Source organism: Chitinophaga pinensis DSM 2588, from assembly GCF_000024005.1.
GTDB classification, from domain to species: domain Bacteria; phylum Bacteroidota; class Bacteroidia; order Chitinophagales; family Chitinophagaceae; genus Chitinophaga; species Chitinophaga pinensis.
Genome location: NC_013132.1, coordinates 1,580,664 through 1,606,767, shown reverse-complemented (window position 1 = coordinate 1,606,767; position 26,104 = coordinate 1,580,664). Strand labels below are relative to the sequence as shown.

At 45.4% G+C, this 26,104-nt stretch carries 22 protein-coding genes; 10 read left to right on the top strand and 12 right to left on the bottom strand.

Annotated features, from left to right (window positions below; all coding sequences use genetic code 11):
- Positions 1–161: 161 nt before the first annotated feature.
- The 7 genes from CPIN_RS06665 (at position 162) to CPIN_RS06635 (ending at position 9,682) form a co-directional block, all read left to right on the top strand.
- Entirely contained in the window at positions 162–1,211 is a 1,050-nt protein-coding gene (locus CPIN_RS06665; protein ID WP_012789019.1) for an alpha/beta hydrolase, read from the top strand.
- Positions 1,212–1,448: 237 nt separating this feature from the next.
- Complete coding sequence (locus CPIN_RS06660; RefSeq protein ID WP_012789017.1) at positions 1,449–2,855, top strand: ATP-binding protein; 1,407 nt, start codon at positions 1,449–1,451, stop codon at positions 2,853–2,855.
- Between the two features lie 140 nt (positions 2,856–2,995).
- Positions 2,996–4,666: an FAD-dependent oxidoreductase gene (locus tag CPIN_RS06655; protein WP_012789016.1), complete on the top strand. Its 1,671-nt coding sequence runs from the start codon at positions 2,996–2,998 to the stop codon at positions 4,664–4,666.
- 46 nt (positions 4,667–4,712) lie between these two features.
- A complete protein-coding gene (locus CPIN_RS06650) occupies positions 4,713–6,851 on the top strand; it encodes a type IA DNA topoisomerase (protein WP_012789015.1) in 2,139 nt (712 codons plus the stop codon).
- A 96-nt stretch (positions 6,852–6,947) separates the two neighbouring features.
- Positions 6,948–7,853 (top strand): DUF4349 domain-containing protein, encoded by a 906-nt coding sequence (locus CPIN_RS06645; protein WP_044218020.1) that lies wholly within the window; start codon positions 6,948–6,950, stop codon positions 7,851–7,853.
- Positions 7,850–8,878 (top strand): WG repeat-containing protein, encoded by a 1,029-nt coding sequence (locus tag CPIN_RS36415; RefSeq protein WP_012789013.1) that lies wholly within the window; start codon positions 7,850–7,852, stop codon positions 8,876–8,878. Before CPIN_RS06645 ends, CPIN_RS36415 begins: the two co-directional genes overlap by 4 nt.
- A gap of 378 nt (positions 8,879–9,256) precedes the next feature.
- Positions 9,257–9,682 carry a SufE family protein gene (locus CPIN_RS06635; RefSeq protein WP_012789012.1) on the top strand — a complete coding sequence of 142 codons (426 nt, stop codon included), beginning with the start codon at positions 9,257–9,259 and terminating at the stop codon, positions 9,680–9,682.
- Positions 9,683–9,761: 79 nt separating this feature from the next.
- Here CPIN_RS06635 and CPIN_RS06630 read toward each other — a convergent pair whose 3' ends face one another.
- Together CPIN_RS06630 and CPIN_RS06625 are read right to left on the bottom strand one after the other, a co-directional pair.
- Positions 9,762–10,478 (bottom strand): 3-ketoacyl-ACP reductase, encoded by a 717-nt coding sequence (locus CPIN_RS06630; protein WP_012789011.1) that lies wholly within the window; start codon positions 10,476–10,478, stop codon positions 9,762–9,764.
- 37 nt (positions 10,479–10,515) lie between these two features.
- Complete coding sequence (locus CPIN_RS06625; protein WP_012789010.1) at positions 10,516–13,050, bottom strand: phosphocholine-specific phospholipase C; 2,535 nt, start codon at positions 13,048–13,050, stop codon at positions 10,516–10,518.
- A gap of 131 nt (positions 13,051–13,181) precedes the next feature.
- Here CPIN_RS06625 and CPIN_RS06620 point away from each other — a divergent pair, with 131 nt between their 5' ends.
- Positions 13,182–14,630 carry a cation:proton antiporter gene (locus tag CPIN_RS06620; RefSeq protein WP_012789009.1) on the top strand — a complete coding sequence of 483 codons (1,449 nt, stop codon included), beginning with the start codon at positions 13,182–13,184 and terminating at the stop codon, positions 14,628–14,630.
- 267 nt (positions 14,631–14,897) lie between these two features.
- Here CPIN_RS06620 and CPIN_RS06615 read toward each other — a convergent pair whose 3' ends face one another.
- The 9 genes from CPIN_RS06615 to CPIN_RS06575 form a co-directional block, all read right to left on the bottom strand.
- On the bottom strand, positions 14,898–16,253 hold the full coding sequence (locus CPIN_RS06615; protein ID WP_012789008.1) for a lytic transglycosylase domain-containing protein: 1,356 nt from the start codon (positions 16,251–16,253) through the stop codon (positions 14,898–14,900).
- 13 nt (positions 16,254–16,266) lie between these two features.
- Positions 16,267–17,706 carry an Asp-tRNA(Asn)/Glu-tRNA(Gln) amidotransferase subunit GatA gene (gene gatA / locus CPIN_RS06610; protein ID WP_012789007.1) on the bottom strand — a complete coding sequence of 480 codons (1,440 nt, stop codon included), beginning with the start codon at positions 17,704–17,706 and terminating at the stop codon, positions 16,267–16,269.
- Positions 17,707–17,903: 197 nt separating this feature from the next.
- Positions 17,904–18,089 (bottom strand): Sec-independent protein translocase subunit TatA/TatB, encoded by a 186-nt coding sequence (locus CPIN_RS06605; RefSeq protein WP_044220993.1) that lies wholly within the window; start codon positions 18,087–18,089, stop codon positions 17,904–17,906.
- A gap of 238 nt (positions 18,090–18,327) precedes the next feature.
- On the bottom strand, positions 18,328–18,675 hold the full coding sequence (rplS, locus tag CPIN_RS06600; RefSeq protein WP_012789005.1) for a 50S ribosomal protein L19: 348 nt from the start codon (positions 18,673–18,675) through the stop codon (positions 18,328–18,330).
- 109 nt (positions 18,676–18,784) lie between these two features.
- On the bottom strand, positions 18,785–19,456 hold the full coding sequence (trmD, locus tag CPIN_RS06595) for a tRNA (guanosine(37)-N1)-methyltransferase TrmD (RefSeq protein ID WP_012789004.1): 672 nt from the start codon (positions 19,454–19,456) through the stop codon (positions 18,785–18,787).
- A gap of 56 nt (positions 19,457–19,512) precedes the next feature.
- Complete coding sequence (gene rimM, locus CPIN_RS06590; RefSeq protein ID WP_012789003.1) at positions 19,513–20,034, bottom strand: ribosome maturation factor RimM; 522 nt, start codon at positions 20,032–20,034, stop codon at positions 19,513–19,515.
- Between the two features lie 81 nt (positions 20,035–20,115).
- A complete protein-coding gene (gene rpsP / locus CPIN_RS39800; RefSeq protein WP_012789002.1) occupies positions 20,116–20,556 on the bottom strand; it encodes a 30S ribosomal protein S16 in 441 nt (146 codons plus the stop codon).
- Between the two features lie 129 nt (positions 20,557–20,685).
- Positions 20,686–22,011: a signal recognition particle protein gene (ffh, locus tag CPIN_RS06580; protein ID WP_012789001.1), complete on the bottom strand. Its 1,326-nt coding sequence runs from the start codon at positions 22,009–22,011 to the stop codon at positions 20,686–20,688.
- A 221-nt stretch (positions 22,012–22,232) separates the two neighbouring features.
- A complete protein-coding gene (locus tag CPIN_RS06575; RefSeq protein ID WP_044218015.1) occupies positions 22,233–23,102 on the bottom strand; it encodes a sigma-70 family RNA polymerase sigma factor in 870 nt (289 codons plus the stop codon).
- A 369-nt stretch (positions 23,103–23,471) separates the two neighbouring features.
- Between CPIN_RS06575 and CPIN_RS06570 the strand changes: the two genes are divergently transcribed.
- Entirely contained in the window at positions 23,472–23,852 is a 381-nt protein-coding gene (locus tag CPIN_RS06570) for an START-like domain-containing protein (RefSeq protein ID WP_012788999.1), read from the top strand.
- A gap of 15 nt (positions 23,853–23,867) precedes the next feature.
- On the opposite strand, the gene CPIN_RS06565 is transcribed toward CPIN_RS06570, so the two are convergent.
- The gene (locus tag CPIN_RS06565; protein ID WP_012788998.1) at positions 23,868–24,482 is read right to left on the bottom strand and encodes a hypothetical protein; all 615 of its coding nucleotides are present in this window, start codon (positions 24,480–24,482) and stop codon (positions 23,868–23,870) included.
- A 177-nt stretch (positions 24,483–24,659) separates the two neighbouring features.
- Between CPIN_RS06565 and CPIN_RS06560 the strand changes: the two genes are divergently transcribed.
- Entirely contained in the window at positions 24,660–26,096 is a 1,437-nt protein-coding gene (locus CPIN_RS06560; RefSeq protein WP_012788997.1) for an LptF/LptG family permease, read from the top strand.
- The last annotated feature ends 8 nt before the right edge of the window (positions 26,097–26,104 follow it).

Here is a 26,104-nt window from a genome sequence, read left to right as displayed (position 1 = left end):
AAAAGGATACTGCAACCAACTATTATTTCCTGATCATTACAGACAACAACAGTTAACCTTAAATGTACAACTGAGCGCACCATTCCGCCATTGATGCCCGCATAGTCATATGATAGCTTTGTATACACCCGATATTATCTAAACATCATAAACGACAATAAATGACAAAGCAATCAATGAAGAACATACTGGCAGCGGGAGCTGTAGCAGCTGCAAGTGTGGTGAATAATGCGGATGCGCAGACCAAAGTACTGGATCCGGCAAAAGACCCGGCAATCGAAACCCGGACAAAAGCATTCCTGCAAGTATTGAACAGCGGCGGTGGTAAACCCATGGAACAGATGGCGGCTACTGATGCCCGTAAAGTACTGGAAGGTGCACAATCTTCTGTAAAAGTAGATCTCTCGGGAGTTGACATAACTGAGAGAACCATTACGGAAGACGGGCTGCAGGTAAAACTCTTTATCGTACGTCCATCCGGCGTAACAGGGATATTACCCGCATTTATGTTTTTCCATGGCGGTGGCTGGGTATTGGGTGATTTCCCTACACACCAGCGTTTTGTGAGAGACCTGGTAGTGTATTCCGGTGTGGCAGCCGTATTCGTAGAATACAGCCGTTCTCCGGAAGTAAAATACCCGGTAGCGCTCAACGAAGCCTACGCTGCTACCAAATGGGTAGCTGCACACGGCGCAGAGGTCAATCTTGATGGCAAAAGACTGGCGGTAGTAGGCAATAGTGCCGGTGGTAATCTGACGGCTGCGACCGCACTGATGGCTAAAGACAAGAAAGGTCCTGAGCTGAAATTCCAGCTTTTGTTCTGGCCGGTAGCCGATGCCAACTTTGAAACCGGATCTTATAACCAGTATGCTACGTCCCGTTTCCTGACAAAGAACATGATGATCTGGTTCTGGGACAATTACGTCCCCAAATCCCAGCGTAAAGAGATCTATGCAGCGCCTTTGCAGGCTAGTCTGGAAGAACTGAAAGGCTTACCCCCAACCCTGGTGCAGACGGCTGAAAATGACGTACTGCGTGACGAAGGAGAAGCATATGCCCGCAAGATGGATGAAGCAGGCGTACCTGTTACCCTTGTAAGAATTCAGGGCATGATACATGACTACGGGCTGCTAAATCCATTGGCTGATGTACCGGCGGTACAATCAGCGTTAAGATATGCCGCAAATGAGCTGAAAAATGCCTTAAAATAGTAAGCACCCGGCTTTCTGCTATAGTCATTCTATACTTATGCTACGTTAGTGCTACCTTCTTAACGCAGCACTAACGTAGCATAAGTATAGAATGACTATTATTACACCATTCCCGTTTGTTGCGCCTGATTGTCATGGTCCCTTGGAATTATCCTATTTTTACCAGTATCTGTACAATGATAACAGTGAAAACCTACCCGAATTATAAGTACCTTTCTGCCCAATAATCATCCTTCCATGACTAATATTACCGTTGAGTGGATGCGCTCCATTGAATCGCTTACAGGCGTGCCCGATAATCAGCTGCAATGGTTCATTGATAACTCCGAACGCAGAGAATTACCGGCAGGCTCGTATGCTTTTAATGTAGGCGATGCAATGATCGGCACACATGTGCTGTTATCTGGCAGAATTAAAATATGCCAGATGCAGAATAACGAACTGCGGGAACTGATGATCGCAGAACCCGGACGTATCCTGGGCTATCTGCCCTTCTCCCGTGGCATGACCTCGTCCGTAGCCGGTGAAGCAATAGACGATGTCGTTTTATACACCCTGCCCATGGACAAGATAGAACCTATGATCAAGCTTCATTTTGAACTGACACAGGCACTCGTACATATCATGACCAACCGGGTGCGTGATTATACTTCCTTCATCCGCCAGAGCGAAAAAATGATGGCATTGGGTAAGCTTTCCGCCGGACTGGCACACGAGCTGAATAACCCTGCGGCAGCCGTTGTACGTGGCGCCCATTCAATGAAAAAACACCTGCAGTTACAGCCGGAGTTCTTTAAAAAGATCATGGAAATACGCATGGATGAAGCGTCCATCAAGCTGGTGAAAGAAAAAATGTTTGAAATACTTTCACAACATAATACGCATAAGTCGCAGCTGACACTTGTACAACGTTCGCAACTGGAAGATGAATTGACGGACTGGCTGGATGATCTCAATGTGGAAAACAGCGCGGAACTGGCGGAGAACTTTGTAGAGTTTGGCTTTACATTAGAAGATCTCGATCAGTTCAGACAGCGACTGGTTGAAAAGGATGTCTCCCCGATATTCAACTGGATCAATAATAACCTGATCACTGAAAAGATCGTTTCCGACATTGAAGAAGCGTCCAAACGCATCGCTGACCTGGTGGGTTCTGTGAAGTCGTTTACCCACATGGACCAGGGTTACGATAAACAGCTGACCAATATTCACGATGGTATCCGTACCACCATCTCTATCCTGCAATACAAGATCCGTAAGGGGAATATTGAGCTGGTAGAAGATTATGATACCAATCTGCCACCACTGCGCGCGCTGATCGGAGAACTGAACCAGGTGTGGACCAATATCATCGACAACGCACTTGACGCGATGGAAGTGAATAAAAAGGGGAAACTATTTATCAAAACAGAGCGGGACAAGGACTGCCTGAAAGTCATTATTACAGATGATGGACCGGGTATTCCTGAGCATGTCCTGGAGCGTGTTTTTGACCCTTTCTTTACGACAAAAGAACCAGGCAAGGGTACTGGTCTGGGCCTGGATATTGTGTCTCAGATCGTACGGCAGCACAAGGGTTATCTGAAGGCGGAATCTAAGCCGGGGGAGACGAAATTTATCGTGTCGCTGCCGATCCTTGGATAGGTTTCAATTAAGAATTAAGAATTTGAATGCAGCGGAGATTGTGGGGCGGATTATAGTCGGGATTTGTGAGGACGTTTTGTGGGAAAGGGAGTTGCAGAATTTTTGTAGCATTGAATGAGAAGACGATTAATAGTATTAATATGAATCAGAACTTACCATATATTCTCTGTATTGACGATGATCCACAGGTATTACGTGCACTTGTAAGAGACCTTAAAAGTCAGTACCGTGAGCAGTACAGAATCATCAGCACAACCGTTATCAGTGAAGCACTGGAGTCTTTACTGGAACTCAGAAATAAAGGGGAAATTGTGGCCATGTTCATTTCGGATCAGCGTATGCCTGAAATGGAAGGCGTGGATTTCCTGGAAAGGGCCATGGAGTATTATCCGGATGCGCGCCGGGTGTTACTCACGGCTTACTCTGATACGGATGCAGCGATTAAAGCGATCAACTCTGTACAGCTGGATTATTACCTGGTAAAACCATGGAGTCCACCGGAAGAGCGGTTATATCCTGTACTGGATGATCTGCTGGGCAACTGGCAGAGCGTCTACAGACCGGATTTCAGGGGTATCAAGGTAGTGGGATATCAGTTCTCGCCCAAGTCTCACTCTGTGAAAGATTTCCTGGCTGGAAACCTTATTCCCTATCAATGGCTGGATGTACAGAGTTCGGAGGAAGCAGGCAAATTAATGAGTCTGAATAACCTCAGTCAGAAAGATGTACCGCTGGTATTCTTTGAAGACGGTACTTTCCTTTCCAATCCATCTATCATAGATATTGCACATAAAGTAGGGCTGAATCCGCAGGTGAAACTGGATGTATACGATGTGGTGATTATAGGTGCTGGTCCTGCGGGACTTGCAGCAGGTGTATACGGCGCATCTGAAGGTCTGAAAACGCTGCTGATCGAAAGACGAGCTCCCGGTGGACAGGCAGGTACCAGTTCCCGTATTGAGAACTACCTGGGCTTCCCGAGTGGATTGAGCGGTTCAGAACTGACCAGACGTGCTATTGCACAGGCTACACGACTGGGTACGGAGTTTATTACGCCACAGTCCGTAAAAGACATCAAACAGAAAGACGGTTATAAAAAGGTGATCCTGGAAGATGGCACGGAGATCAATACCCGTGCGGTGATCATCACCACCGGCGTTGATTACCGTCAGCTGGAAACCAAAGGCGTACCTGATTTCACCGGCGCGGGCGTTTATTACGGCGCAGCCATGACAGAGGCATCTGCCTGTACCGGCATGGAAGTTTACATTGTAGGTGGCGGTAACTCAGCCGGACAAGCCGCGATGTACCTTTCCAAATTTGCCAAAAACGTACATATCATTATCCGCCGGGAGGACCTGAGCAGTACAATGTCAGCTTACCTGATAGAGCAGATCTCCGGCGTAGCCAATATTACCCTCCATCCGAAAACGGAGATTGCCGAAGCAAAAGGCAGCGACCGCCTGGGCCAATTGATTCTCTGTAATATAGATACCAAAGAGCAGCAGGAAGTACATGCGGATGCCCTGTACATCTTTATCGGGGCCAAACCATTCACCGACTGGATCGCACTGGATATCATCAAGGATGAAAAAGGCTTTATCAAAACAGGTGGCGATCTGCATAACTGCGAGGCATTCAAGCGGATATGGAAACAGGACCGTGATCCTTACCTGCTGGAAACCAGCTGTCCCGGGATCTTTGCTGCAGGCGATGTTCGCGCACAGGCAATGAACAGGGTGGCGGCAGCAGTCGGGGAAGGATCGATGGCGATCAGCTTTGTGCATAAATACCTGTCAGAAGTTAAGTAGCTTCTTAGGTATTTATACGACATTTGCTTCCCTGTTTTAATTGACTATGAAGGTTTGTATCGCTGAAAAACCAAGTGTAGCCAGAGACATTGCCGAAGTCATTGGCGCTAAAGAACGTAAGGATGGATATTACGAAGGCAACGGATACCAGGTAACCTGGACCTTCGGGCATTTCTGTACGCTGAAAGAGCCGCATGATTATACGGAACAATGGAAGTTCTGGCGACTGGAAGATCTCCCCATGATCCCCAGCAGTTTTGGCATTAAACTCATAGACAACTCGGGCGTTCAGAAGCAGTTCAAGATCATCGAACAACTGGTACAGCATAGTGAAGAAGTGATCAACTGCGGGGATGCCGGCCAGGAAGGGGAGCTTATCCAGCGATGGGTATTGCTTAAAGCCCAATGCACCGCGCCTGTAAAAAGGCTGTGGATCTCTTCACTGACAGAACAGGCGATCCGCGAAGGATTTCAGAAACTCAAAGACGCAGACCAATATAATAACCTATATGCAGCGGGTAGTGCCAGGGCGATCGGCGACTGGTTACTGGGCATGAATGCCACCCGGCTGTTCACCAAGAAATTTGCCATGGGAAAGACTGTACTCTCCATCGGGAGGGTACAGACTCCTACCCTGGCGATGATCGTAGCCCGGCAGAAAGAGATCAACGCCTTCGTTTCCGAGGAATACTGGGAGTTGAAAACAGTATACCGGGAAGTGGAATTTACCGCTACCATTGACCGTATCAAGGTACTGGACCGGGCAGAAAAAGGGCTGGCTTATCTGAAAGAGCACCCATTCGAAGTCACTTCCTTTGAGAAAAAAGAAGGGAAAGAGGGTAATCCCAAGCTGTTTGACCTCACCGCCTTACAGGTGGAAGCCAATAAGAAATACGCTTATTCTGCTGACGATACCCTGAAATATATCCAGAACCTGTATGAAAAGAAGCTGGTGACCTACCCAAGGGTAGATACCACTTACCTCTCCGAAGACCTGCATCCGAAAATTGCAGGTATCATGCAGGACCTGACGCCTTATGCGGCATTGACAGCACCAATACTGGCCAATCCGATTCCAAAGCTCAAGACTGTTTTCGATGATAAAAAGGTGACAGATCACCATGCGATCATCCCTACGGGTATCTATCCGTCCAATCTTGGTATGGAAGAGAAACGTATTTATGACCTCGTAGCCAGACGTTTCATTGCAGCTTTCTATCCGGAGTGTAAAATATCCAATACGACCATATTGGGTAAAGTGGGTCAGGTGGAATTTAAAGTAACCGGTAAGCAGATACTGGAGCCAGGCTGGAAGGAAGTATATGCCAATGATGTGACGCCTAAAAAAGAAGGTGAAGAAGAGGAAAAGATCCTGCCGGTTTTTGAGGTTGGCGAGAGTGGCCCACATACCCCCAGGATTCACCAGGGTAGGACTACGCCACCGAAAGCCTTCACAGAAGCCACTTTACTCCGTGCCATGGAAACAGCGGGTAAACAGGTCGATGATGAAGAAATGCGTGAGTTACTGAAAGATAACGGTATCGGACGTCCATCTACCCGTGCGAATATTATCGAAACCCTCTTCCGCCGGAAATATATTGAGAAACGTAAGAAGAATATCTTCGCTACACAAACGGGTATCGATCTCATTGATACCATTCAAACAGAACTGCTGAAAAGCCCTGAGCTGACAGGTATCTGGGAAGGTAAACTGCGTCAGATAGAGAAAGGCGAATATGCCATGGAGACCTTCAAACAGGAGCTGATCCAGATGGTAATTGACCTGACGATCGAAGTAAAGACCTCTAATTATAAAGTGATCACCGTGCGGCCGGATCAACCGGAAGAAAAAGAAAAGGAAAAAGAAGAGAAACCCAAAAAAGAGGCTAAACCGAAAGAGCCGAAGAAAGCCGTCGTTATTGCGGAGCAACAATGCCCGAAATGCAAGGCACACCCACTGAAGAAAGGGAATACCGCTTATGGCTGTGCAAACTTCAACGTATGCGGCTTTAAAGTGCCATTTGAAGTCTTTGGCAAGAAACTCACTGACAAACAGATTGCCGATCTGCTGGCTAAAGGAAAGACCGGTAAGATCAAAGGCTGGAAACTGCCAGGTGCTGCAGGTGATACGGAAGGTAAACTGATCCTGAATAAAGGATTTGAGCTGGAAGTAGAGAAAGCCTGATCATCTTTCATACAGCAACTTCACCATTGTGGCAATGAGATGTGCACCGGTAGCTGCGAACAATTCCCTAAATTACGTCCTCAATTTATACCCTATATGACAAAAAGTTTTAAAGCCCGCATCTGGGGACTGGTGCGTTGGGCGACCCTGATTTTTGCTGTACTGTTTGTTTTCAGACTTATTTATGGATATGTAGCTACTGACACCCGGCAGACCAATGACTATAGCGTTGACTTCTTTGAGAATATCAGCAATCTGAGAAAAAACTATGCATCCGAAAAGGTGCAGTACAAGAGTAGCAATTCTATGTCTCAACCGGACATGTCGGCCCCCGTTGCCGCTACTCCCAGCCAGAAGTATGAAAAAACGGCGTCCATCCGTACAAAGTCGTCTCATTTTGAGGACGATGCCAGACAAATCTCCCAGCAAACGGAGTCCTTCAAAGCAATCGTACAGTACGAACAGGCTTTAGGACTGAAAGGCGGTCGCGAGCTCCACCTGATGATTGGTGTTAATCCGGAAGTGTTTGATTCCTTCTACCTGGCCATCCAGAAAATAGGCGTGATCAGATCTACCGAGATCACCAAAGTGGATAAAACCAATGAATATCGTCAGCTGAATGCACAGAAAGCCTCTCTATTGAAAACACTGGAATCACTGAATGAATTAAAATCAAAACCCGGCCCTATTACAGACCTGGTGGCCCTGCATGATAAAATCCTGGAGACAGAAGGGAAGTTGCAGGACCTGGGTGTTGAACTGGGAAATTTTGATACGGAGAATGAGTTCTGTACGGTACGTGTATCACTGTATGAGGGTGCGACCGAAAAGAAACCTATCAGTTTTATACATAGGGTGAGAGTAGCGCTGGAATGGACGATACATTACTTTACTTACCTGGTATTTGCAGCTGTAGGCATCGTGTGTGGTGCGTTCGTGTTGCTGGTGATCGTTGATAAACTGAAACTGATCAATAAGATCGCGAAAAAACTGGAAGAATGAGGATAGTGAGTATAGTAACGTTGTTGCTGACGATTGGAGTAAGTGACCTGTATGCACAAAGTGATTCCCTGTACCTGATCAGCGACCGGGGAAAATTCGGATATGTCAATAAAGAGAAAACAATAGTGATTACGCCGCGATTTTTCGCGGCGTATCCCTTTAAGGAAGGTCTTGCTCCGGTGAGAGAAGCCGGGTTTTATGGCTATATCGATACCAGCGGACATTATGTAATACAACCTCGTTTTGAACAGGCATTACCATTTCATGACGGACTGGCGAGAGTATATGAAAATGACAAGGTCTTTTATATTGACAAAAGCGGTTGTAAAGTATCTGATGAGGCAAAAGAGCTGGAAGCGATCCATACATCCGAAAGACTGATAGTAAAAATTCCACCATTCGTTTACTTCTATATGGATTCATTGGGTCATCTCACACGGAATGAACCACATATGACGCTATATAACAAAAACATAGATTACCTGGGGGATATTAGTTATTTGATTCAAGAAGGAACGTCTTCTGAGATAAGGCAGAACGAGTGGAAAAATTATCCGAATGCTGTCTCTCCTTTTGATACACTGTTTCCTACAGATACATTGCGTATTGTAGCTGTTCCGGCAGCCAGGACTGTAGTCGAGGACAGATATAACGGATATAAGGTGTTTGTGGTCAATGCAGGACAGAAAGCGGCCACATTGTTAACGACACACGGCCGTCTTCATATCTGGCTGGAAGCACTGACTGGCAATAATGAATGGAGAAACCTGGAAATTCCCCCCCGTAGTGACCATCTATTTTCATCGAATTTTTCGCGGCGGGTTTCCCTATCTGCACAAAGGTACTGGGAGCTGCATTGTCCGGTGTATGAAGGTGTATTCAAGACGAGAATGCGATATGCGATGTACTATTTCCCAAGACCAGATAAAATAGAACCGGCTGTCATTATCTACAGTAATGAGTTTGAGGGAAGTATTAATCCGGGTCAGACGTCTATTCCCATAGATGAGCCTCAACTACCATAGATTGGGAGATGATATCACAATATCAGCATTAAAGAGATCCAATATTCAAGGACAGCTGACGAGGCACTAATGAACCGCAGGATGAGAATTGTATATGCGTTGCTACTTTTTACTGACGATGTCAGGACATGAGTTGTTCGCGCAAAACAGGTAATTGTTACTGATAGGAAGGCGGCAAAATGAATTTATTGACAGGGAGGGAAAATCATAATGCTACCTAAATTCATGTAGCGCGTAATAAAACAGTGATTGATTAATGCCAGCGTATTTAATGAAGGAACTGTAGCTCCTAAAAATTAAAAAAGAATTTCCGCTTTTGATTCACCATCAACCAGCAGATCTGCGTAAATTCATATTGTCACCTTTAAAAGAGCGTCTATGTCAATAAATGAAGTACAGGATAAACTGATTGAGGATGTAATGCACCTCGAAGATGAAGAAAGCCGCCAGCAATACATAGATAATATTGCAAAATCATTGCCTTTGATGGAAGACAAGTATAAACATGAACACTACCAGGTACAGGGCTGGATCTCCGATATTTGGGTCCGTGCTGTCTATATCAAGGAAAAAGTATGGTTCACAGCAGCCAGCAGCGATAAAGCGACGAATGGTCTGCTGGCCATGTTTTCAAGGGTTCTGTCCGGCAATCATCCAAAAGATATCGCTGATGCGGATATCTATTTCATGAACGAGATCTCCGGTCTTTTTCAGCCGTTCCTGACGCTGCAATGGCCGTTGATATTAAGGAAAATGAAATCACAGGCAGTAGCGTACCAGATACAGTTATTGCAAGCCCTGTAATAAACGAAAGCAGTTATAAGAGAAAGGCCGCTCAATGTATTGAGCGGCCTTTCTGCTTAAACAATATGATAAGATTAAATCACGGGTTGGTTGACCATAATCCCGCTTCTTTTACAAAGGTACGTCTGTTTAGCTTCAGCTGCATCACGATCAGCTCGGCAAAATCTTCCGCCTGCATCACTTTTTCCGGATTGCCATCTGTCAGTTTCAGGTCTATAGCCATATCTGTCGCAATGGTGCTTGGCGTTAAAGTAGTCACCCTGATATTAGACTTACGTACTTCCTGCATTAGGGACTCAGACATACCGATCAGTCCGAATTTGGAAGCACTGTAAGCACTGGTTACCGGAGCGCCTTTCTGACCTGCTGTAGATGAGATATTAACGATATCGCCTGTCTGACGGGATAACATACCAGGCAGTACTGTACGTACAACATAATAGGCGCCGAAAAGGTTTACTTTAACGACCTGCTCCCACTCTTCCGGCTCCAGTTCCAGGAACTTTCCAAACTTCCCGATACCGGCGTTATTGATCAGAATATCGATGCTACCCAGTTCAGCCGTCATCTTTTCTATTGCAGCTTCTACTTCTTTTCTTTCAGCAACATCTGCGGTAGCATAGACTACCTTCACACCTGTGCCCTTCAGTTCTTCCGCTACTGCCTGCAGGTCTTTCTCGGTACGCGCTAACAATGCCAGGTTCACTCCTTCAGCGGCCAGTTGTTTGGCAACTGCCTTCCCGATTCCTTTTCCGGCACCTGTTACGAGGGCGTTTTTTCCTTTTATTGATTCCATATCTGATGTATTTACATTTTCAGTGCTAAATATATGCTTATCCTTTCACTCGGCCCATCGCAGGATCACTGAAGCCCGCTTTACCATTTTCCACACGACCGGCATATCTTCTTTCAAAGGATGTTTGTCCGGTAATACGTACGCTGAAATCGTACCAGGAATGGCTCTTTTGCAGATCCAGTACAAGGGCTGTTTTACTATTGGCAGCCAGTGTCTTTTTCTGTACGGATTTGCCATACGCATGATCGATAATTTCAATCGTCAGCGCCTGGGTATGGTGATTATTTAACTGCAGGGAGACGTTGCCGGTAAAGGTCTTTCCTTTCCGTTCGTAGTCGCACCATACTTCAAGTCGTGGCGCTTTATCATTGCCGGCAAATTCGCGGAAAAACCCATTTGGTCCGTAGACACACAGGTGGTATATACCGTTTTCAAATGATTGCAATGGCCAGTGATCCGCCAGTCTGTCGCCTGCTTTTACTGCATAGGCCCATGTTCTGACTGTTTCAAAAGTGGCATTATCAGCTGCCAGATATTTACCCGGTGCATATACATTAAAAGGCACACCTGCGGCTGCTTTTCCTGCCAGTTCGTTGCCTGCTTTGAAAGATATTTCAAAACCGCCTTTACTCAGCTGACCATCCACATACATTTCGTAAGGCAATGCACAGGCAGGTCGGAGACCTTCTTCCTGTTTAGCCATGTAAGGGGCGGTTGCCGGGTTTTGATTGATCGCAGCAATCTCCGCAGCCGTCAGTTTTTTGAAACCGGAAGGCGCCTCTTTGAACTGCGCTTTATGAATACTTTCGATAAATGTGTCTTTGTCACCAAAAGAAGGGAACGGTATTTTCTCCCCGTTATATGGTGTAAAGACAGAACTGAGGTCTCCGCAGATGGTACGGCGCCATTCAGTGATATTACTTTCAACGATATTTTTGCCTGTCTTATGATGCAGGAAGCGCTCCAGGAACTGTAAGGTAGACGTATGGTCAAACACTTCAGAGCAGACCATACCACCGCGGCTCCATGGAGAAGCGACAATCAGTGGTACACGGTAGCCCAGCCCGATAGGACTTTCTCTTACATCTTCTTCCTGCATACCATTTTTACGGAGCTCCTGTTCGCGGGTGACATATTCCACGCTGGTATCGATGCCTTCGGACACAAGCCCGGTACCCGGACCATGTGGAGGTACGAATGGTGGTACGTGGTCAAAATCGCCATCATTTTCATCATATGCCAGGATAAAGATGGTCTTCTTCCAGACTTCCGGGTTTTGTGTCAGGATATCCATTACTTCTGCTACATACCAGGCCCCATACCAGGGTGCGCCAGGATGATCGGAGAAGTTTTCAGGAGAGACGATCCAGGAAACAGTCGGCAACTGACCATTTTTTACATCTTCGCGGAACTGGTACAATACATCGCCTTTTGGCACCTGCATGGTACGCTCCGTAGTACCGTCGTGATACTGTAGGGTGCTCAGCTGATGGTAATCCGGATCTTTTTCGTTTGTGGTGAATGCTTTTCTGTGGATGTTCTTTTCACGTTCCGACAGCAGTTCAAATTTCTCAGGACGCCATTTTTCTTCCCGTTCCTGCAATTTGAGCAACAACTCCTTTTTCTCCTGCAGCTCTTTCTGAGCGGCGTCAGCCTGTGCACCGGAAAGTGTCTTTAATTTGTCTTCCAGGGCGGTAATAGCCGCTTTCTGTTTTTCTATGCTACGTTGTACGTGTTTATAGTGCGTAAGCGAAAATTCCGGTCTGTATTGCGCAAAGAACTCCAGTGGGTTGTCGGTGAAGTTAGCCAGCCAGGAATCTTCTTCCCCTGTAAAACCAACACCCACGCTCAGTTCATTCTGGTATACTTTCCAGCTGATACCATTTTCTTCCAGTCGCTCAGGGAAGGTGGTCCAGCTGGCAGGAACGCCATAATCCACTTCTGAGTTACGTACGTTAGGAGCAGCATCAGGGCTTTGTTTTTCACGGATGGTGCCTGTCCAGAAATAGAGTCTGTTAGGCGTTGTACCAGTGAGTGAAGAACAGAAGTTCTGGTCGCATACCGTGAATGCGTCAGCCAGTGCGTAATAGAAAGGAATGTCCTCACGGGTGAAATAACCCATGGTGAGTGGCAGGTTGGCGTATTCTTTATTACCGGACTGTTTTACATCCAGCCATTTATCGTATTTACCATTATTGCGGGCATCCACCTGGTTTTCCCATGAGTGTGGCAAAGAACTCATCCAGGTGACCTTTGAATCTTTGATATCAAGGCGGAAAGGAGCATACGTTTCTCCTTTCGCATTGGACTGCAGCCACACCAGATTTTTATCAGGCTGTCTGATAGCACGGGGATCATTGAATCCGCGTACACCGCGCAGTGTACCAAGACTATGATCGAACGAGCGATTTTCCTGCATCAGCAGTACGACATGTTCCGCATCAAGGAAGGTTGTACCGGCAGCCGGATTGATGGCCATAGCTCTCTGAATAGAGGCTGGCAATACACCTGCCAGACCTGCGCCGCCTGATAGCAATGCGGCTTTTTTGATAAAGTCTCTCCTTGTATCCATAATGCTGACAAGATACATAACCTGCTCCAAGCTGAAGCCATATATGGTCAATCTTCAATGTAATTTAATACCCCATTAATGTGAGGCCCCGGGTATTATTATTATCTTTCGTCCAATTAAACCGATACTATATGAATAAGAGACTGTTGCTTTATCCACTGATTATCGGCTTTTTCGGATGTCTTATCTGGTTTATTATCAATAAGGGCAGCCATCTTACAACCGACGGCAGTACGCCTGTGAATAAGATGGCCTCTGCTGCTTCCGCATCTGCACACACAATTCCACCCACTTCTACAGCGGAGAGTGTCTGGAATTCAATGGTCCAGAATGTACATCATCCTTTAGCGTTATTGCTGTTACAGATAATTCTGATTTTGGCCACTGCCCGATTATTTGGCTGGCTGGCAAATAAGATCGGACAACCTTCAGTAGTAGGAGAGATTGTAGCAGGTATTTGCCTGGGACCATCCCTGCTTGGGATGGTATGGCCTTCAGGAAGTACGTTTATTTTTCCTGCGGAAGGTTTTAAAAATCTGCAGTTTTTAAGTCAGATAGGTCTTGCTTTCTTCATGTTTGTAGTAGGTATGGAACTGGATACGGAGAAGATGAAGAACAAGGCGCATGATGCGGTGATGATCAGTCATGCGAGTATTGTATTTCCTTTCTTTCTGGGTGTAAGCTTAGCTTACTATATGTATGCAAGATTTGCCCCTGCGAATGTAAGTTTCCTGTCTTTTGCACTGTTTATGGGTATTGCCATGAGCATCACTGCATTCCCGGTTTTAGCGCGTATTGTACAGGAGAGAAAGCTGAGCAGTACTCCACTGGGGCTGCTGGCTATTACCTGTGCTGCGGCAGATGATGTTACTGCATGGTGCATACTGGCGGTTGTTATTGCGATCGTAAAAGCGGTTACATTATGGACGGCTGTGCTTACGCTGGTATTATCACTGATTTTCGTCGGATTCATGTTATATATTCTAAAACCCTGGTTAGCCAAAAAAATCGCACGTTTCCAGGAGCAACATAAAGAGAAATCCATTGTTGCCCTCGCATTTATGACGCTGCTATTTTCAGCATGGGCTGCAGAGGTAATTGGCATACATGCCTTGTTTGGTGCTTTTCTGGCGGGCGTGATCATGCCTTCAGAAGTATCAGTACAGAAACTGCTGACTGATAAACTGGAAGATGTGAGCGTATTGTTATTACTGCCTATCTTCTTTGTGTTTACCGGACTGCGTACACAGATCGGCTTACTGGGCCAGGGTAATCTTTGGGCGGTGTTTGGTCTGATCATGCTGGTAGCAGTAGGAGGTAAACTGGGAGGTAGTGCGCTGACAGCTAAATTGATGGGACAGTCCTGGATGGATTCTCTTGGTATAGGCGCCCTGATGAACACCAGAGGATTGATGGAGCTGGTCGTATTGAATATCGGTTACGACCTGGGTATTCTGTCACCGGAAGTGTTTGCGATGTTGGTACTAATGGCGCTGGCAACGACGTTTATGACGGGTCCGTTGCTGGATGTAGTGAAGAAAGTGGAAGAGAGCAAGTTACAGGCCAGCCAGATCGGCTAATTTCAATTAGGAATTAGGATTAGGAGTAACAATTAAGAATTGGGCTGCTGAGAATGCGCTCTATATAAATAAAACGCTGCGGAGAAGATCTTTGCAGCGTTTTGTTTTATGGCAATATGCAATGGTTCAGATTGAATCCGACAGCTTGCTATTCAATAGCCAAAGGTAGCCCCTGACGCTTATCTTATCCCTCCTTATCAAACACAAACCCATATAAAAGCAAAAGGCCTGATCGATTGATCAGGCCCTTGTATTAGTTCAGTATGATTAATGCAGCGTTGTTTTCTTCAAAGTTGGCTTCTTCGCTGTTACCGGTTTTTTAGCAGTTGTTTTCTTGGCAACTGTCTTTTTCTTCGCGGTTGGCGCTTTCGCCTTTCCTTTTGCTGTTGCTTTCGCTTTCGCAGAAGATTTTGAAGTTTTTGAGGCTTTCGCTGTTGTAGTAGTGGTCAGTGGTTTCTTTGCTTTCGCCTCAGCTGGAGCAGCTACTTTTGCCGGAGCAGGGAAGCGGGATTTATCGAAGGCGGTTGCTTTGTCATCCAGCATCATCTGTAATGATTCCTTCAGTATTTCCTCTTTCTCTGTCTGGAATTCCTTCATTTTCTCTTTCGGAATTCTCAGGTCGTAGCTATTTTCAGGTCCTGACATCATTTTAGAGAAATCAGGGTTGAGGTGTTCCAGGTCGGAAAGTTCCATATTCAGCTTTCTGGCAATAGCATCTAGGCGGTATTTGCCGGAGATATTGAATTCGACTGTGTTGAACATTTCTTCTTCTGAAAGCTCAGTTGTAGCATAAGCTGCGCCGGTAGGAGCAGGAACTGCAACAACTGTGTTGCTCATATCGTTACCTACGCCGAAGAAGTTGTTAAATCTGTCGAGGATGTAACCGGTAGCGATGAATTTGTAAACGTGGTTGCGGGATTCAGCTGGCAGGAAGTATTGCATACCCCAGAAGTCGCTGCGACCACTTGCGTTCATGGCACGTTGTACGCCACCAGGACCGCAGTTATAGGCAGCTACTACGAGTAACCAGTCACCGAACTGATTGTACAGTTCGTTCAGGAACTTGGCAGCAGCCACTGTAGACTTATAGAAGTCTTTTCTTTCGTCCACTTTTTTACCCACACTGAGACCGAAGATACGCGCAGTACCTGACATGAACTGCCAGGCTCCTACTGCACCTACGCGGGAACGAGCGTTGGTATTAAAGGAGGATTCGATGACGGCGAGATACTTCATTTCCTCGGGAATCCCGTGTTCTCTGAAGATTTTCTCCACCATTACGAAGTAAGGTTGCCCTCTGGACACCATTACCTGCAGGTGTTGGCTATACCTGCTGGCAAAGTTATTGATGTATCCAGCTACAATGTTGTTGTTGATCTGTTCATAGACCTTCGGGCTGCTGATGCTGGACGGAAGGCTTTGCGCATTTTTTCGCACAGCCTGTGACGTTGCGGAAGGCACGACAATTGTGTCCTTTGGCAGACGTACTTTGTGGTTCAGTACCGTAGTATCCGGTCCCCCATATGGAGTAACCATCTCTTTAGGTACACTATTGCCACCAATCGCTCTCATTTGCACTGCACCCAGCGATGGCAACAGCAGTAGTAAAAAGATTTTCCTCATACACATATTTATTTTAAACAGGAGTAACCTGCCTTATTTGCATGGCGTGTTCCGCAATGCTTAACAGGTTTGCTTCGCTAAATTGCTTTGTGATGATCTGTACACCGTATGGCATCCCATTTGAATGCCGCTGCAAAGGTACGGAAATTGCCGGAACCCCTGCCAGATTTGCCAGTACCGTATAAATATCGGCCAGGTACATGGCTATCGGATCATTTGTTTTTTCTCCAATTTTAAATGCTGTCGACGGTACAGTTGGCATTACGATGGCATCATATTCAGATAAAATTTCATTCAATTTATCCACCACCATTCGTCTAACTTGTTGAGCTTTAGCAAAATAGGCATCATAATAACCTGCACTAAGTACAAAAGTCCCAAGTAAGATACGCCGTTTTACTTCTTTTCCAAAACCTTCGGACCGACTTTTCTTGTAAAAGTCAGCTAATTCAAGATTATTTAATGAAGTTCTGTGTCCGTATTTAACTCCGTCGAACCGTGAAAGGTTTGAAGAAGCTTCTGCAGTGGTCAGCACATAATATGCAGGCACTACATAATCAAGGTAAGCGAAATCAGCTGCTGTAACAGTATCACCTGCAGCTTCCAACTCCTCAAAAAAGCGGGTGTAGCCTTCCTTCATTTCTTCATCCAGGCCGGGGTGAAACAACGCATCTCTTAAATACGCTATTTTCCAGGATTTATTGTGTACGATCTGGTAATCAGGTACTTCCTCATTTGAAGCCGTACTATCATACTCATCGGGCCCTGCAATAAACTGCAGCACCCTTGCCACATCTGCAATATTCCTGCCAAAAATCCCAATCTGATCAAACGAAGAGGCATATGCAATTAACCCATAGCGGGAGATCCTGCCATAAGTTGGTTTTAATCCTACAATACCACAGAAATCAGCAGGTTGTCTTACAGAACCACCTGTATCACTACCAAGGCTGACCATACAAAGATCTGCCTGCACAGCTACTGCTGACCCTCCGGAGGACCCTCCCGGTACCCGGGAATTGTCCAGTGCGTTCAACACCGGACCGTAGGCGGAGTTCTCATTTGTGGATCCCATTGCAAACTCGTCACAATTGAGATTACCAATAATAATGGCGTCTTCTGCCAGGAGTCTTTCGACTGCCGTAGCAGAATACAGGGATGTGAATCCCTCCAGTATGCGAGAAGCAGCGCTTACTTTATGTCCTTTATAACAGATAACATCCTTAATGCCTATCACAATGCCTGCAAGCGCTCCCACAGATTCCCCGTTTTTTATACGGGTATCCAGTGCATGCGCTTTCGCAAGGGCTTCCTCTTCAAAAACTTCCAGGTAAGCATTCAGGTGTTTTGTCTGCCCGATACGGTCAAGGTAATACCGTACCATCTCCGTACAGGTTGTTCTGCCGGCGTATAATGCTTCATGAAAAGCCGATATACTGCTGTATTCAGACAAAGCCAAACCAGTTAATTGCTTAAAAAATAATATAAAGTCAAACTTGAAAAACTGCTACTGAAAAGGTTTTCAGCTGGCATATGGTATATAGCAATTTCATACAGTGGTTACTGCATCTCCCTTCACAGGCATACTACTCCCTTATTCACGTCTGAATCAAATAAAACGAAAAACCTGATTCCTTTAGCAGGAACTAATTAGGCATTCTTGTGGTCAGTCGTAGCCGGCTGATCTTTCATACCATCTTCGATCTCTTTACGCACATTGTTTTTCGCATCGTTGAACTCACGGATACCTTTACCCAGGCCACGCATCAGTTCAGGGATTTTCTTACCACCAAACAGCAGTAATACAACCAGAGCGATCAAGAGTAATTCTGTCATACCTAATTCCTGAAATAATAAAAACGGTGATTTAAAAGCGGCAGTCATTTTCTCAGTTTTAAACGTTAAGCAAACAAAGATAGGTAAATATATTCGGGAATTCTCGTTGGGTGGATTGGCCGGCAAAGTTTTAATACTATTTTAAGAGCATTGCTCATTGCCGCGTCCGGTCCCTATAGACATGAAAAAAACGGGGAGCCAAACGGTCCCCGTTATCACTAATTTCCCTGTATTTATACTAAACCCTTTTCTCTTTGATACGGGCAGCTTTACCAGCACGTTCGCGCAGGTAGAACAGTCTAGCCCTTCTAACTTTACCAACCTTATTCAGCACGATTCCGTCGATGTGTGGAGACAGCAAAGGGAAAATCCTTTCTACACCTACTCCATCAGAAATCTTTCTTACTGTAAAAGTAACAGTAGCACCAGTACCCTGGATTTTCAATACATCACCTTTGAAGGACTGGATTCTTTCCTTGCTACCTTCAACAATTTTATAGTTTACAGTGACGTTATCACCGGCTTTAAACTTCGGGTATGATTTCTTACCTGACAGTTGCTCGTGAACAAAAGAAATAGCGTTCATCTTTCAAATATTTATCGGAGTGCAAAGGTAGTTTAGAAATACACAACTTCCAAATAAGAACTCCGTTATTAAATAATAATTTCCCAAACGGCTGATAATCAGCCAAAATTTATAACAGATCCGGACGACGTGCCTTTGTGCGCTCCAGCGCCTGGTCATGTCTCCAGTTATCGATCTTCTTGTGATCACCGCTCATGAGCACATCCGGTACTTTCCAGCCCCTGAATTCTTCCGGGCGGGTATATACAGGCGGCGCGAGCAGATTATCCTGAAAGGAGTCCAGCAATGCGGACGTTTCATCATTCAGTACGCCGGGTATGAGTCGGCCGATCGCATCTACCAGCACAGCGGCTGCCAGTTCCCCACCTGACAGGACATAATCTCCGATAGAGATCTCCTTTGTCACGAAGTGCGTACGGATACGTTCATCAATACCCTTATAGTGACCGCAGAGCATCAGGAGGTTCCCTTTCAGTGACAGCTGGTTAGCCATCTTCTGATTCAGGGTTTCCCCGTCAGGCGTCAGATAGATGATTTCGTCATACTGGACTTTTGCCTGTAAGGTCTCGATGGCATTTACGATGGGTTCCAGCATCATCACCATACCTGCTCCTCCGCCAAACTGGTAGTCATCTACCTGTTTATGCTTCAGATTGGAATAATCCCGCAGATTGTGAGTATGTACTTCCAGTAATTCTTTTGTCTGGGCTCTTTTCAGTATAGAATGTGAAAAAGGCCCTTCCAGTAATCCCGGTTGTACGGTAATGATATCTATTCTCATATTTAATGCTCCATCCAACCTGTCAGTACAGGTCCCGGTAAATAATAAATGTCCTGCTACTCCAGGTAAAGGTCCAGTAAGCCATCAGGAAGGTCGACGTGAACGATCTGCTGCTTTTTATCCACTTTTATGAGCGATTGCTCATTGAGTGGCAACAGAGCCTCTTTTTCCCTGTACATTACTTTAACCAGCACCTGCATGGGCATTTCAATTACTTCTTCGATAACACCCAGTTCTCCCTGCTGCTTGTCTTTCACCATAAAGCCCAACATGGAAAGCGGGGCTGATGCGGACGTCTGTTTTTTGAAATCATCCTCCAGCAGGTATACAGGCGTTTGTACTAGTCTGCGGGCGTCTTCTTTGGTATCTACCCCTTCCAGCTTGACGAACATGTGTTCATGGTCTTTCACGCTGGATTTCTGTATGAAATAAGGGATAAAACTGTTCTTACGCTCTTCCAGGAAGATAGCATCCACTCCCTGCAGGGCTGTTCTTTTTCCCAGACTATGCTTGAGAATGAATTCCCCCTGTAAACCAAATACGGATACCAGTTTTCCTATGCTGAAGTAATTATTCATAATACGATGCCCTTCCGGCTAAGAAAAAGGGAAATATTTGCGTACAAATATTTCCCTTTCAATATTTATTCAAAAGCTAGATTATGCTTCGCCACCTTCTGGCTGAGCTGGAGTATCTTCTACTCTTCTCACGATTGGAGCGGCAACTCTTGCTTTCTTGTGACTGTCACGACGTGCAGCAACTTTCTGCTCGTGTTCAGCCTGCCATTGTTCGAATTTGGTGAAAGCTGTAGGCTCATCGAACAGACCCAGTTTCACACCTCTCAGTAAGTGTTTCAGGTAGAGAACACCTTTGAAAGACAGGATTCTTCTTACTGTATCTGTAGGCTGAGCACCTTTCTGTAACCAACGCAGTGCTTTGTCTGTATCGATGTTGATAGAAGCAGGCACAGTCAGTGGATTGTAAGTACCGATTTTCTGGATAAATTTACCATCTCTTGGCGCGCGAGCATCGGCTACTACTATAAAATAAAAAGGTCTCTTCTTAGCGCCATGACGTTGCAGTCTGATTTTTACTGGCATAAATAATTCGAGTTATTTTTTTGCGAGTTATGAAAAAGTATTTATTGGGGCAGCAAAGGTATTCTTTAAAACGAATAGTTCAAAATATTTTATGTTAAAAATCCACAGGTTGTGGATTTTTTTTTGAAACTACCTGCCTAAAGCTCTTAAGCCTTTACCACCTGCTCCGAATTTGTTCATCATCTTCATCATCTGACGCATCTGGTCAAATTGCTTCATGAACTGGTTCACATCCTGGATATCTTTACCGGAGCCCTTAGCAATACGCTTACGACGACTACCATCAATACTATCCGGGTTGTTACGCTCATATGGCGTCATAGAACCGATCATTGCTTCAATGCCTTTAAATGCGTCGTCGCTGATGTCTATATCCTTAATGGCCTTACCTACCCCCGGAATCATCGCCATGAGGTCTTTCAGGTTACCCATTTTCTTGATCTGCTGCAGCTGCTCGCGGAAGTCTTCGAAATCAAACTGGTTCTGACGGATCTTCTTCTCCAGTTTTTTCGCCTGTTCTTCATCGAACTGCGCCTGTGCACGTTCCACGAGGGTAGTGATATCACCCATCCCCAGGATACGTTGTGCCATACGTTCAGGATAGAATACGTCCAGCGTGTCGAGCTTTTCGCCCATGCTCACGAACTTGATCGGCTTTTCTACCGTGTATTTGATCGTCAGCGCCGCACCACCACGTGTGTCACCGTCCAGTTTGGTCAGTACCACACCGCTGAAGTCGAGGCGTTCGTTAAACGCTTTGGCTGTATTCACAGCATCCTGACCAGTCATGGAATCCACCACGAAGAGGATCTCATTCGGCTTTACAGCTGCTTTCACATTCGCTACCTCAGTCATCATCACTTCATCTACAGCGAGACGACCGGCGGTATCTATGATAATAATATTGTTATTGTTCTGTTTAGCGTGTGCGATTGCGTTCTGTGCAATTTTCACCGCGTCTTTGTTCTCCGGCTCACTATATACTTCCACTCCGATCTGCTCACCCAGCACTTTCAGCTGGTCAATCGCCGCCGGACGGTAAATATCCGCTGCTACCAGGAGTGGTTTCTTTCCTTTTTTAGTTTTCAGGAAGTTCGCCAGTTTGCCGGAGAAGGTGGTTTTACCGGAACCCTGCAAACCTGCAATCAGGATGATAGACGGATTGGACTTAACATCCAGTTCCGCTTCGCTGCCACCCATCAGTTCAGTCAGCTCGTCTTTAACGATCTTCACCATCAGCTGTCCGGGAGAAATGGCTGTAATTACCTTTTCACCCAGGGCCTTTTCTCTTACACGGTCAGTGAAGTCTTTCGCAATTTTATAGTTTACGTCAGCATCCACCAGCGCACGGCGAATTTCTTTCACCGTAGAGGCCACATTGATTTCACTGATACGGCCTTCACCTTTCAGTTGTTTAAACGCCGAGTCGAGCCGCTCTGATAATGATTCGAACATCTGTGATCTTGTTTAATTTTTAGCTGTGAGCTATTCGCTGCTCATCCTGGTTAGGGGACTTTACAGCTGCAAGGGTTGCAAAAATAATATAAAGTAGCATGCAAACCAGTAAGCAGCTATAAATAACAAAAAAAGGTGAATATCCGGCAGATATTCACCTTTTAAATTATGTAAAACAATTAATTTCTAAGTGACTGTATTACCTGTCCGGACAATGATAATCAACTTCCCAGGTAATTTCTCAGCAGTTTGCTGCGAGAAGTAGTACGCAGTTTAGTGATTGCTTTATCCTTGATCTGGCGAACACGTTCGCGGGTCAGACCAAATTTCTCACCGATATCTTCCAGGGACATCGGATGTTCAACTGCAATACCGAAGTAAAGGATGATCACATCTTTCTGCCTGTCAGTGAGTGTAGATAAAGAACGTTCTATTTCGCGGCGCAGGGAATCGTGGTGATCCAGTTCTTCGTCTGCGTTCACAGCATTCGGATTTGCCAGTACATCCAGCAGGGAGTTGTCTTCACCATCGATAAACGGTGCATCCATAGATACGTGACGGGCGGCAACGCCTAAAGTAGCTTCTACTTCTTCCGTATTGATCTCTAGAATGGTAGCGAGTTCGTCAGGAGATGGCTCTCTTTCAAATTCCTGTTCCAGCTGAGAGTAAGCCTTGCTGATCTTGTTGCTCAGCCCCACTTTGTTAAGCGGCAGTCTTACGATACGACTCTGTTCGGCCAATGCCTGAAGAATCGATTGACGGATCCACCAAACGGCGTAAGAAATGAACTTAAAACCACGGGTCTCATCAAAACGCTGTGCTGCTTTGATCAGGCCGAGATTTCCCTCATTGATCAGATCACTGAGCGATAATCCCTGATTCTGATACTGTTTGGCAACAGACACCACAAAACGGAGGTTTGCTTTCGTCAGTTTCTCAAGAGCTCTCTGGTCGCCCTGCTTAATGCGTATAGCAAGGTTCACCTCTTCCTCCGGTGTAATTAAATCCACTTTCCCAATTTCCTGCAAGTATTTCTCCAGAGATTGGGACTCCCTATTGGTGATGGATTTCGTGATTTTGAGTTGGCGCATTGACATAAAGAATCGGAACAGTTACAGGTGAATAAAATGTTACCCTATTTGATGAATGCCAGACAAAAATAAGTTTTTTTAGATAGCCGCCAAAAAAAATAATTACTTATTAAACCATTTTCAAGCAAAAACGTTTCACCATTCATAACTTAATATCGGGACCTTTATCAGAGGGCTTCCCGGCAAAAAGCTGTGAAAACAATTAGTGTGGATTGCTAATGTATTTATATTTTTTATAATAGAATTGTTATTTATAAAGTGTAAAAGAATTTGGGCAATTATTAAAAAAAAACGCAAAATAATTTTGACAGAATAAATATTTTTCTATAATTGCAGCCAGATGCTATTGATTTACTAATTACTTGAGCGATGTCTAAGAAAGTGCAATATGAGTTGGAATATCCGGTACGGTGCTCACCCAGTATCTTATACGAATTCCTTTCCACACCAGCAGGTCTGCAGGAGTGGTTCGCAGATAAAGTAGATTACAGGGACAGTGTCTTCTCCTTTTCATGGAATGGTTCCACGGAAGAAGCAGAAGTACTGGAACAGGAGGAAGATGAATTTATCCGTTTACATTGGAAACATGCGCCTAAAGAAGAATTCTTCGAATTCCGCATACAGATTTCCGAAGTGACCAATGAAACCATCCTGATTGTCAGAGATTTTGCAGAAAAGAAAGAAATAGCTGACCAGAGCCAGCTGTGGGATTACCAGGTGAAAGACCTCTTCCACAGAATAGGCAATTAAACCAGCCAACACTGATCAACCAGTAGTACTGGTCAGCCCCCGAAGCAGAAGAGCATAATCTCTTACTATCTCCGGAACGATCTTTCCCCATTCTTCAAAACTGTAAGGTTTAGCAAGTTTAATAAAAGAACGTCGGTCAAGTAGCTGCTTAAATTCCAGTTCCGACAAAGCTGATATTAATTTGTAATTCCCATTTTCAAAATCATGCTGCCAGGGATCTTCCAGAAGATACACCTGAAACTGTTGCTCAGCCAGCTGACGCCAGGCTGATGCAATAACATGACCATATTTTTCTTTCTCCTCCCCCGCCAGGTGCAGGGTAGCAATGAAATAATGTCCCCACCAGAACATAGTGCGGAACGCAAAAATATTGTCTTTACTAAACAGACGGGGATAATCCAGGATGATATAGGGCAATTCCCTGTAGCGCTCCCCTCTTGATATCTTTGCCCCCACCCGTAAGACGCCTTCCGGGAAGGGAAACGTGCTGGTAACAGGCGCCTCCTGCAATGCCAGGTGCAACTGTCCCATCAGGGTCATCACTTTCTCTAAAATATTGTTTTTCAGATAGATCCAATCAGCATTTACAACCAATGCCTGCTCTGCCGGGGTAAGTGAAACGGTCTCCATACCGTAAATTTACCCGCTCACATTCATTACCAGAAATTTAACGGTAATTTTAATGCGTCCCTCCCTTAAACTCCATAAATCATATTAAATTTGTATGCTTTAAATTTGTTTCCGTACTTGCCGTACAGTAAGCCACTAAAACAACTTTTAAAAGTTTCGAAACAAACTACGCCGTAAGTGAAAAAACTGGATAAACTGCTCATCAAAACATTCATGGGGCCATTCGTGGCTACTTTCTTTGTAACACTATTCGTGTTGGTGATGCAGTTTCTGTGGAAATATATCGATGACCTCGTAGGTAAAGGACTGGACACACCTGTCATTATCGAGCTGATCACCTATACCAGCGCCAACCTGGTATCTCTTGCCCTGCCGCTGGCTGTACTGCTTTCCTCTATCATGACCTTCGGTAACCTGGGAGAAAGTTTTGAACTGGTCGCGCTGAAGTCCTCCGGGATTTCGCTGACACGCTTCATGCGTCCCTTACTGGCCGTGTGTACGATGATCGCAATACTGGCATTCCTGTTTAACAACTATGCGATGCCTGTTGCAAACCTGCGTGCAAAGTCCCTGCTGTATGATATTACGAATTCAAAACCCGCCTTCAACATCAAAGCCGGCGTTTTCTACACAGATATTCCTGACTACACCATCAAGGTAGCAGAAAAAGAAAAAGATAATAAAACCATCCACCAGGTAATGATCATCGATCATACTCCCGGTGGCGGCGACAAGGTAATCCTCGCTGAAAAAGGAACCATGCTGCTTTCTGCTGACAAACGCTTTCTGTATTTCGTACTGGAAAAAGGATGGCGTTACGAAGAACGTAACAACCGTAGCTCCACCACTCCCGGTGAACTGATCCGCCTGGGATTCCGCGAATACAAAAAAGCATTTGACCTCAGCTCTTTCGCTTTCAGCCGACTGGATATGGGACTCTTTGCCTCTAACCAGCAGATGCTGAACGTCAGACAGCTCGATAAAGCGATCGACTCACTGTACAAACAGGAGCAACTGTTCAGTCGTACAGTAAATGCATATGTCACCACCCGCTATGCCTTCTACAAATGGCAGGATACAGGATGGCTCGCAAAAGCCCCTGCACTGGGTGTGACCAACTTTAAAGATATCATACCTGAAAAATCACTCAGATATACACTGGAAAGAACAGAACAGAACATCCGCGACGGACAGAATAACCTAGAAGGACCTGCCCGTGAGTTCGGCGATAAACATGGTACCCTGCTGCTGCACAAAGTAGAATGGCAGCGTAAATTCACCCTGGCTTTCTCCTGTATCGTAATGTTCCTGATCGGAGCTCCCCTGGGCTCGATTATCAGAAAAGGCGGTCTTGGTACACCACTGATCTTTGCCGTTGTGTTCTTTGTGATCTTTAATATATTTTTCATGGTTGGGGAGAAGATGGCCAGAAAAGACGTAATGGCCACCTGGAGTGGAATGTGGCTCTCCAACATCGTCCTTATACCTATTGCAATGTTCCTGATCTATAAAGCGCTGAACGATTCAAATCTGTTCAACAAAGAGTTTTATTTCAGGAGCTTCAATAATATCAAAAAGCTCTTTAAAAAAAACAGTCCAAAACCTACAACTTGACAGCCTTA

Coding starts and splice junctions, on each gene's coding strand:
- CPIN_RS06665 (WP_012789019.1), top strand. CDS start 162: ATGACAAAGCAATCAATGAAGAACATACTGGCAGCGGGAGCTGTAGCA.
- CPIN_RS06660 (WP_012789017.1), top strand. CDS start 1,449: ATGACTAATATTACCGTTGAGTGGATGCGCTCCATTGAATCGCTTACA.
- CPIN_RS06655 (WP_012789016.1), top strand. CDS start 2,996: ATGAATCAGAACTTACCATATATTCTCTGTATTGACGATGATCCACAG.
- CPIN_RS06650 (WP_012789015.1), top strand. CDS start 4,713: ATGAAGGTTTGTATCGCTGAAAAACCAAGTGTAGCCAGAGACATTGCC.
- CPIN_RS06645 (WP_044218020.1), top strand. CDS start 6,948: ATGACAAAAAGTTTTAAAGCCCGCATCTGGGGACTGGTGCGTTGGGCG.
- CPIN_RS36415 (WP_012789013.1), top strand. CDS start 7,850: ATGAGGATAGTGAGTATAGTAACGTTGTTGCTGACGATTGGAGTAAGT.
- CPIN_RS06635 (WP_012789012.1), top strand. CDS start 9,257: ATGTCAATAAATGAAGTACAGGATAAACTGATTGAGGATGTAATGCAC.
- CPIN_RS06630 (WP_012789011.1), bottom strand. CDS start 10,478: ATGGAATCAATAAAAGGAAAAAACGCCCTCGTAACAGGTGCCGGAAAA.
- CPIN_RS06625 (WP_012789010.1), bottom strand. CDS start 13,050: ATGGATACAAGGAGAGACTTTATCAAAAAAGCCGCATTGCTATCAGGC.
- CPIN_RS06620 (WP_012789009.1), top strand. CDS start 13,182: ATGAATAAGAGACTGTTGCTTTATCCACTGATTATCGGCTTTTTCGGA.
- CPIN_RS06615 (WP_012789008.1), bottom strand. CDS start 16,253: ATGAGGAAAATCTTTTTACTACTGCTGTTGCCATCGCTGGGTGCAGTG.
- CPIN_RS06605 (WP_044220993.1), bottom strand. CDS start 18,089: ATGACAGAATTACTCTTGATCGCTCTGGTTGTATTACTGCTGTTTGGT.
- rplS (WP_012789005.1), bottom strand. CDS start 18,675: ATGAACGCTATTTCTTTTGTTCACGAGCAACTGTCAGGTAAGAAATCA.
- trmD (WP_012789004.1), bottom strand. CDS start 19,456: ATGAGAATAGATATCATTACCGTACAACCGGGATTACTGGAAGGGCCT.
- rimM (WP_012789003.1), bottom strand. CDS start 20,034: ATGAATAATTACTTCAGCATAGGAAAACTGGTATCCGTATTTGGTTTA.
- rpsP (WP_012789002.1), bottom strand. CDS start 20,556: ATGCCAGTAAAAATCAGACTGCAACGTCATGGCGCTAAGAAGAGACCT.
- ffh (WP_012789001.1), bottom strand. CDS start 22,011: ATGTTCGAATCATTATCAGAGCGGCTCGACTCGGCGTTTAAACAACTG.
- CPIN_RS06575 (WP_044218015.1), bottom strand. CDS start 23,102: ATGCGCCAACTCAAAATCACGAAATCCATCACCAATAGGGAGTCCCAA.
- CPIN_RS06570 (WP_012788999.1), top strand. CDS start 23,472: ATGTCTAAGAAAGTGCAATATGAGTTGGAATATCCGGTACGGTGCTCA.
- CPIN_RS06565 (WP_012788998.1), bottom strand. CDS start 24,482: ATGGAGACCGTTTCACTTACCCCGGCAGAGCAGGCATTGGTTGTAAAT.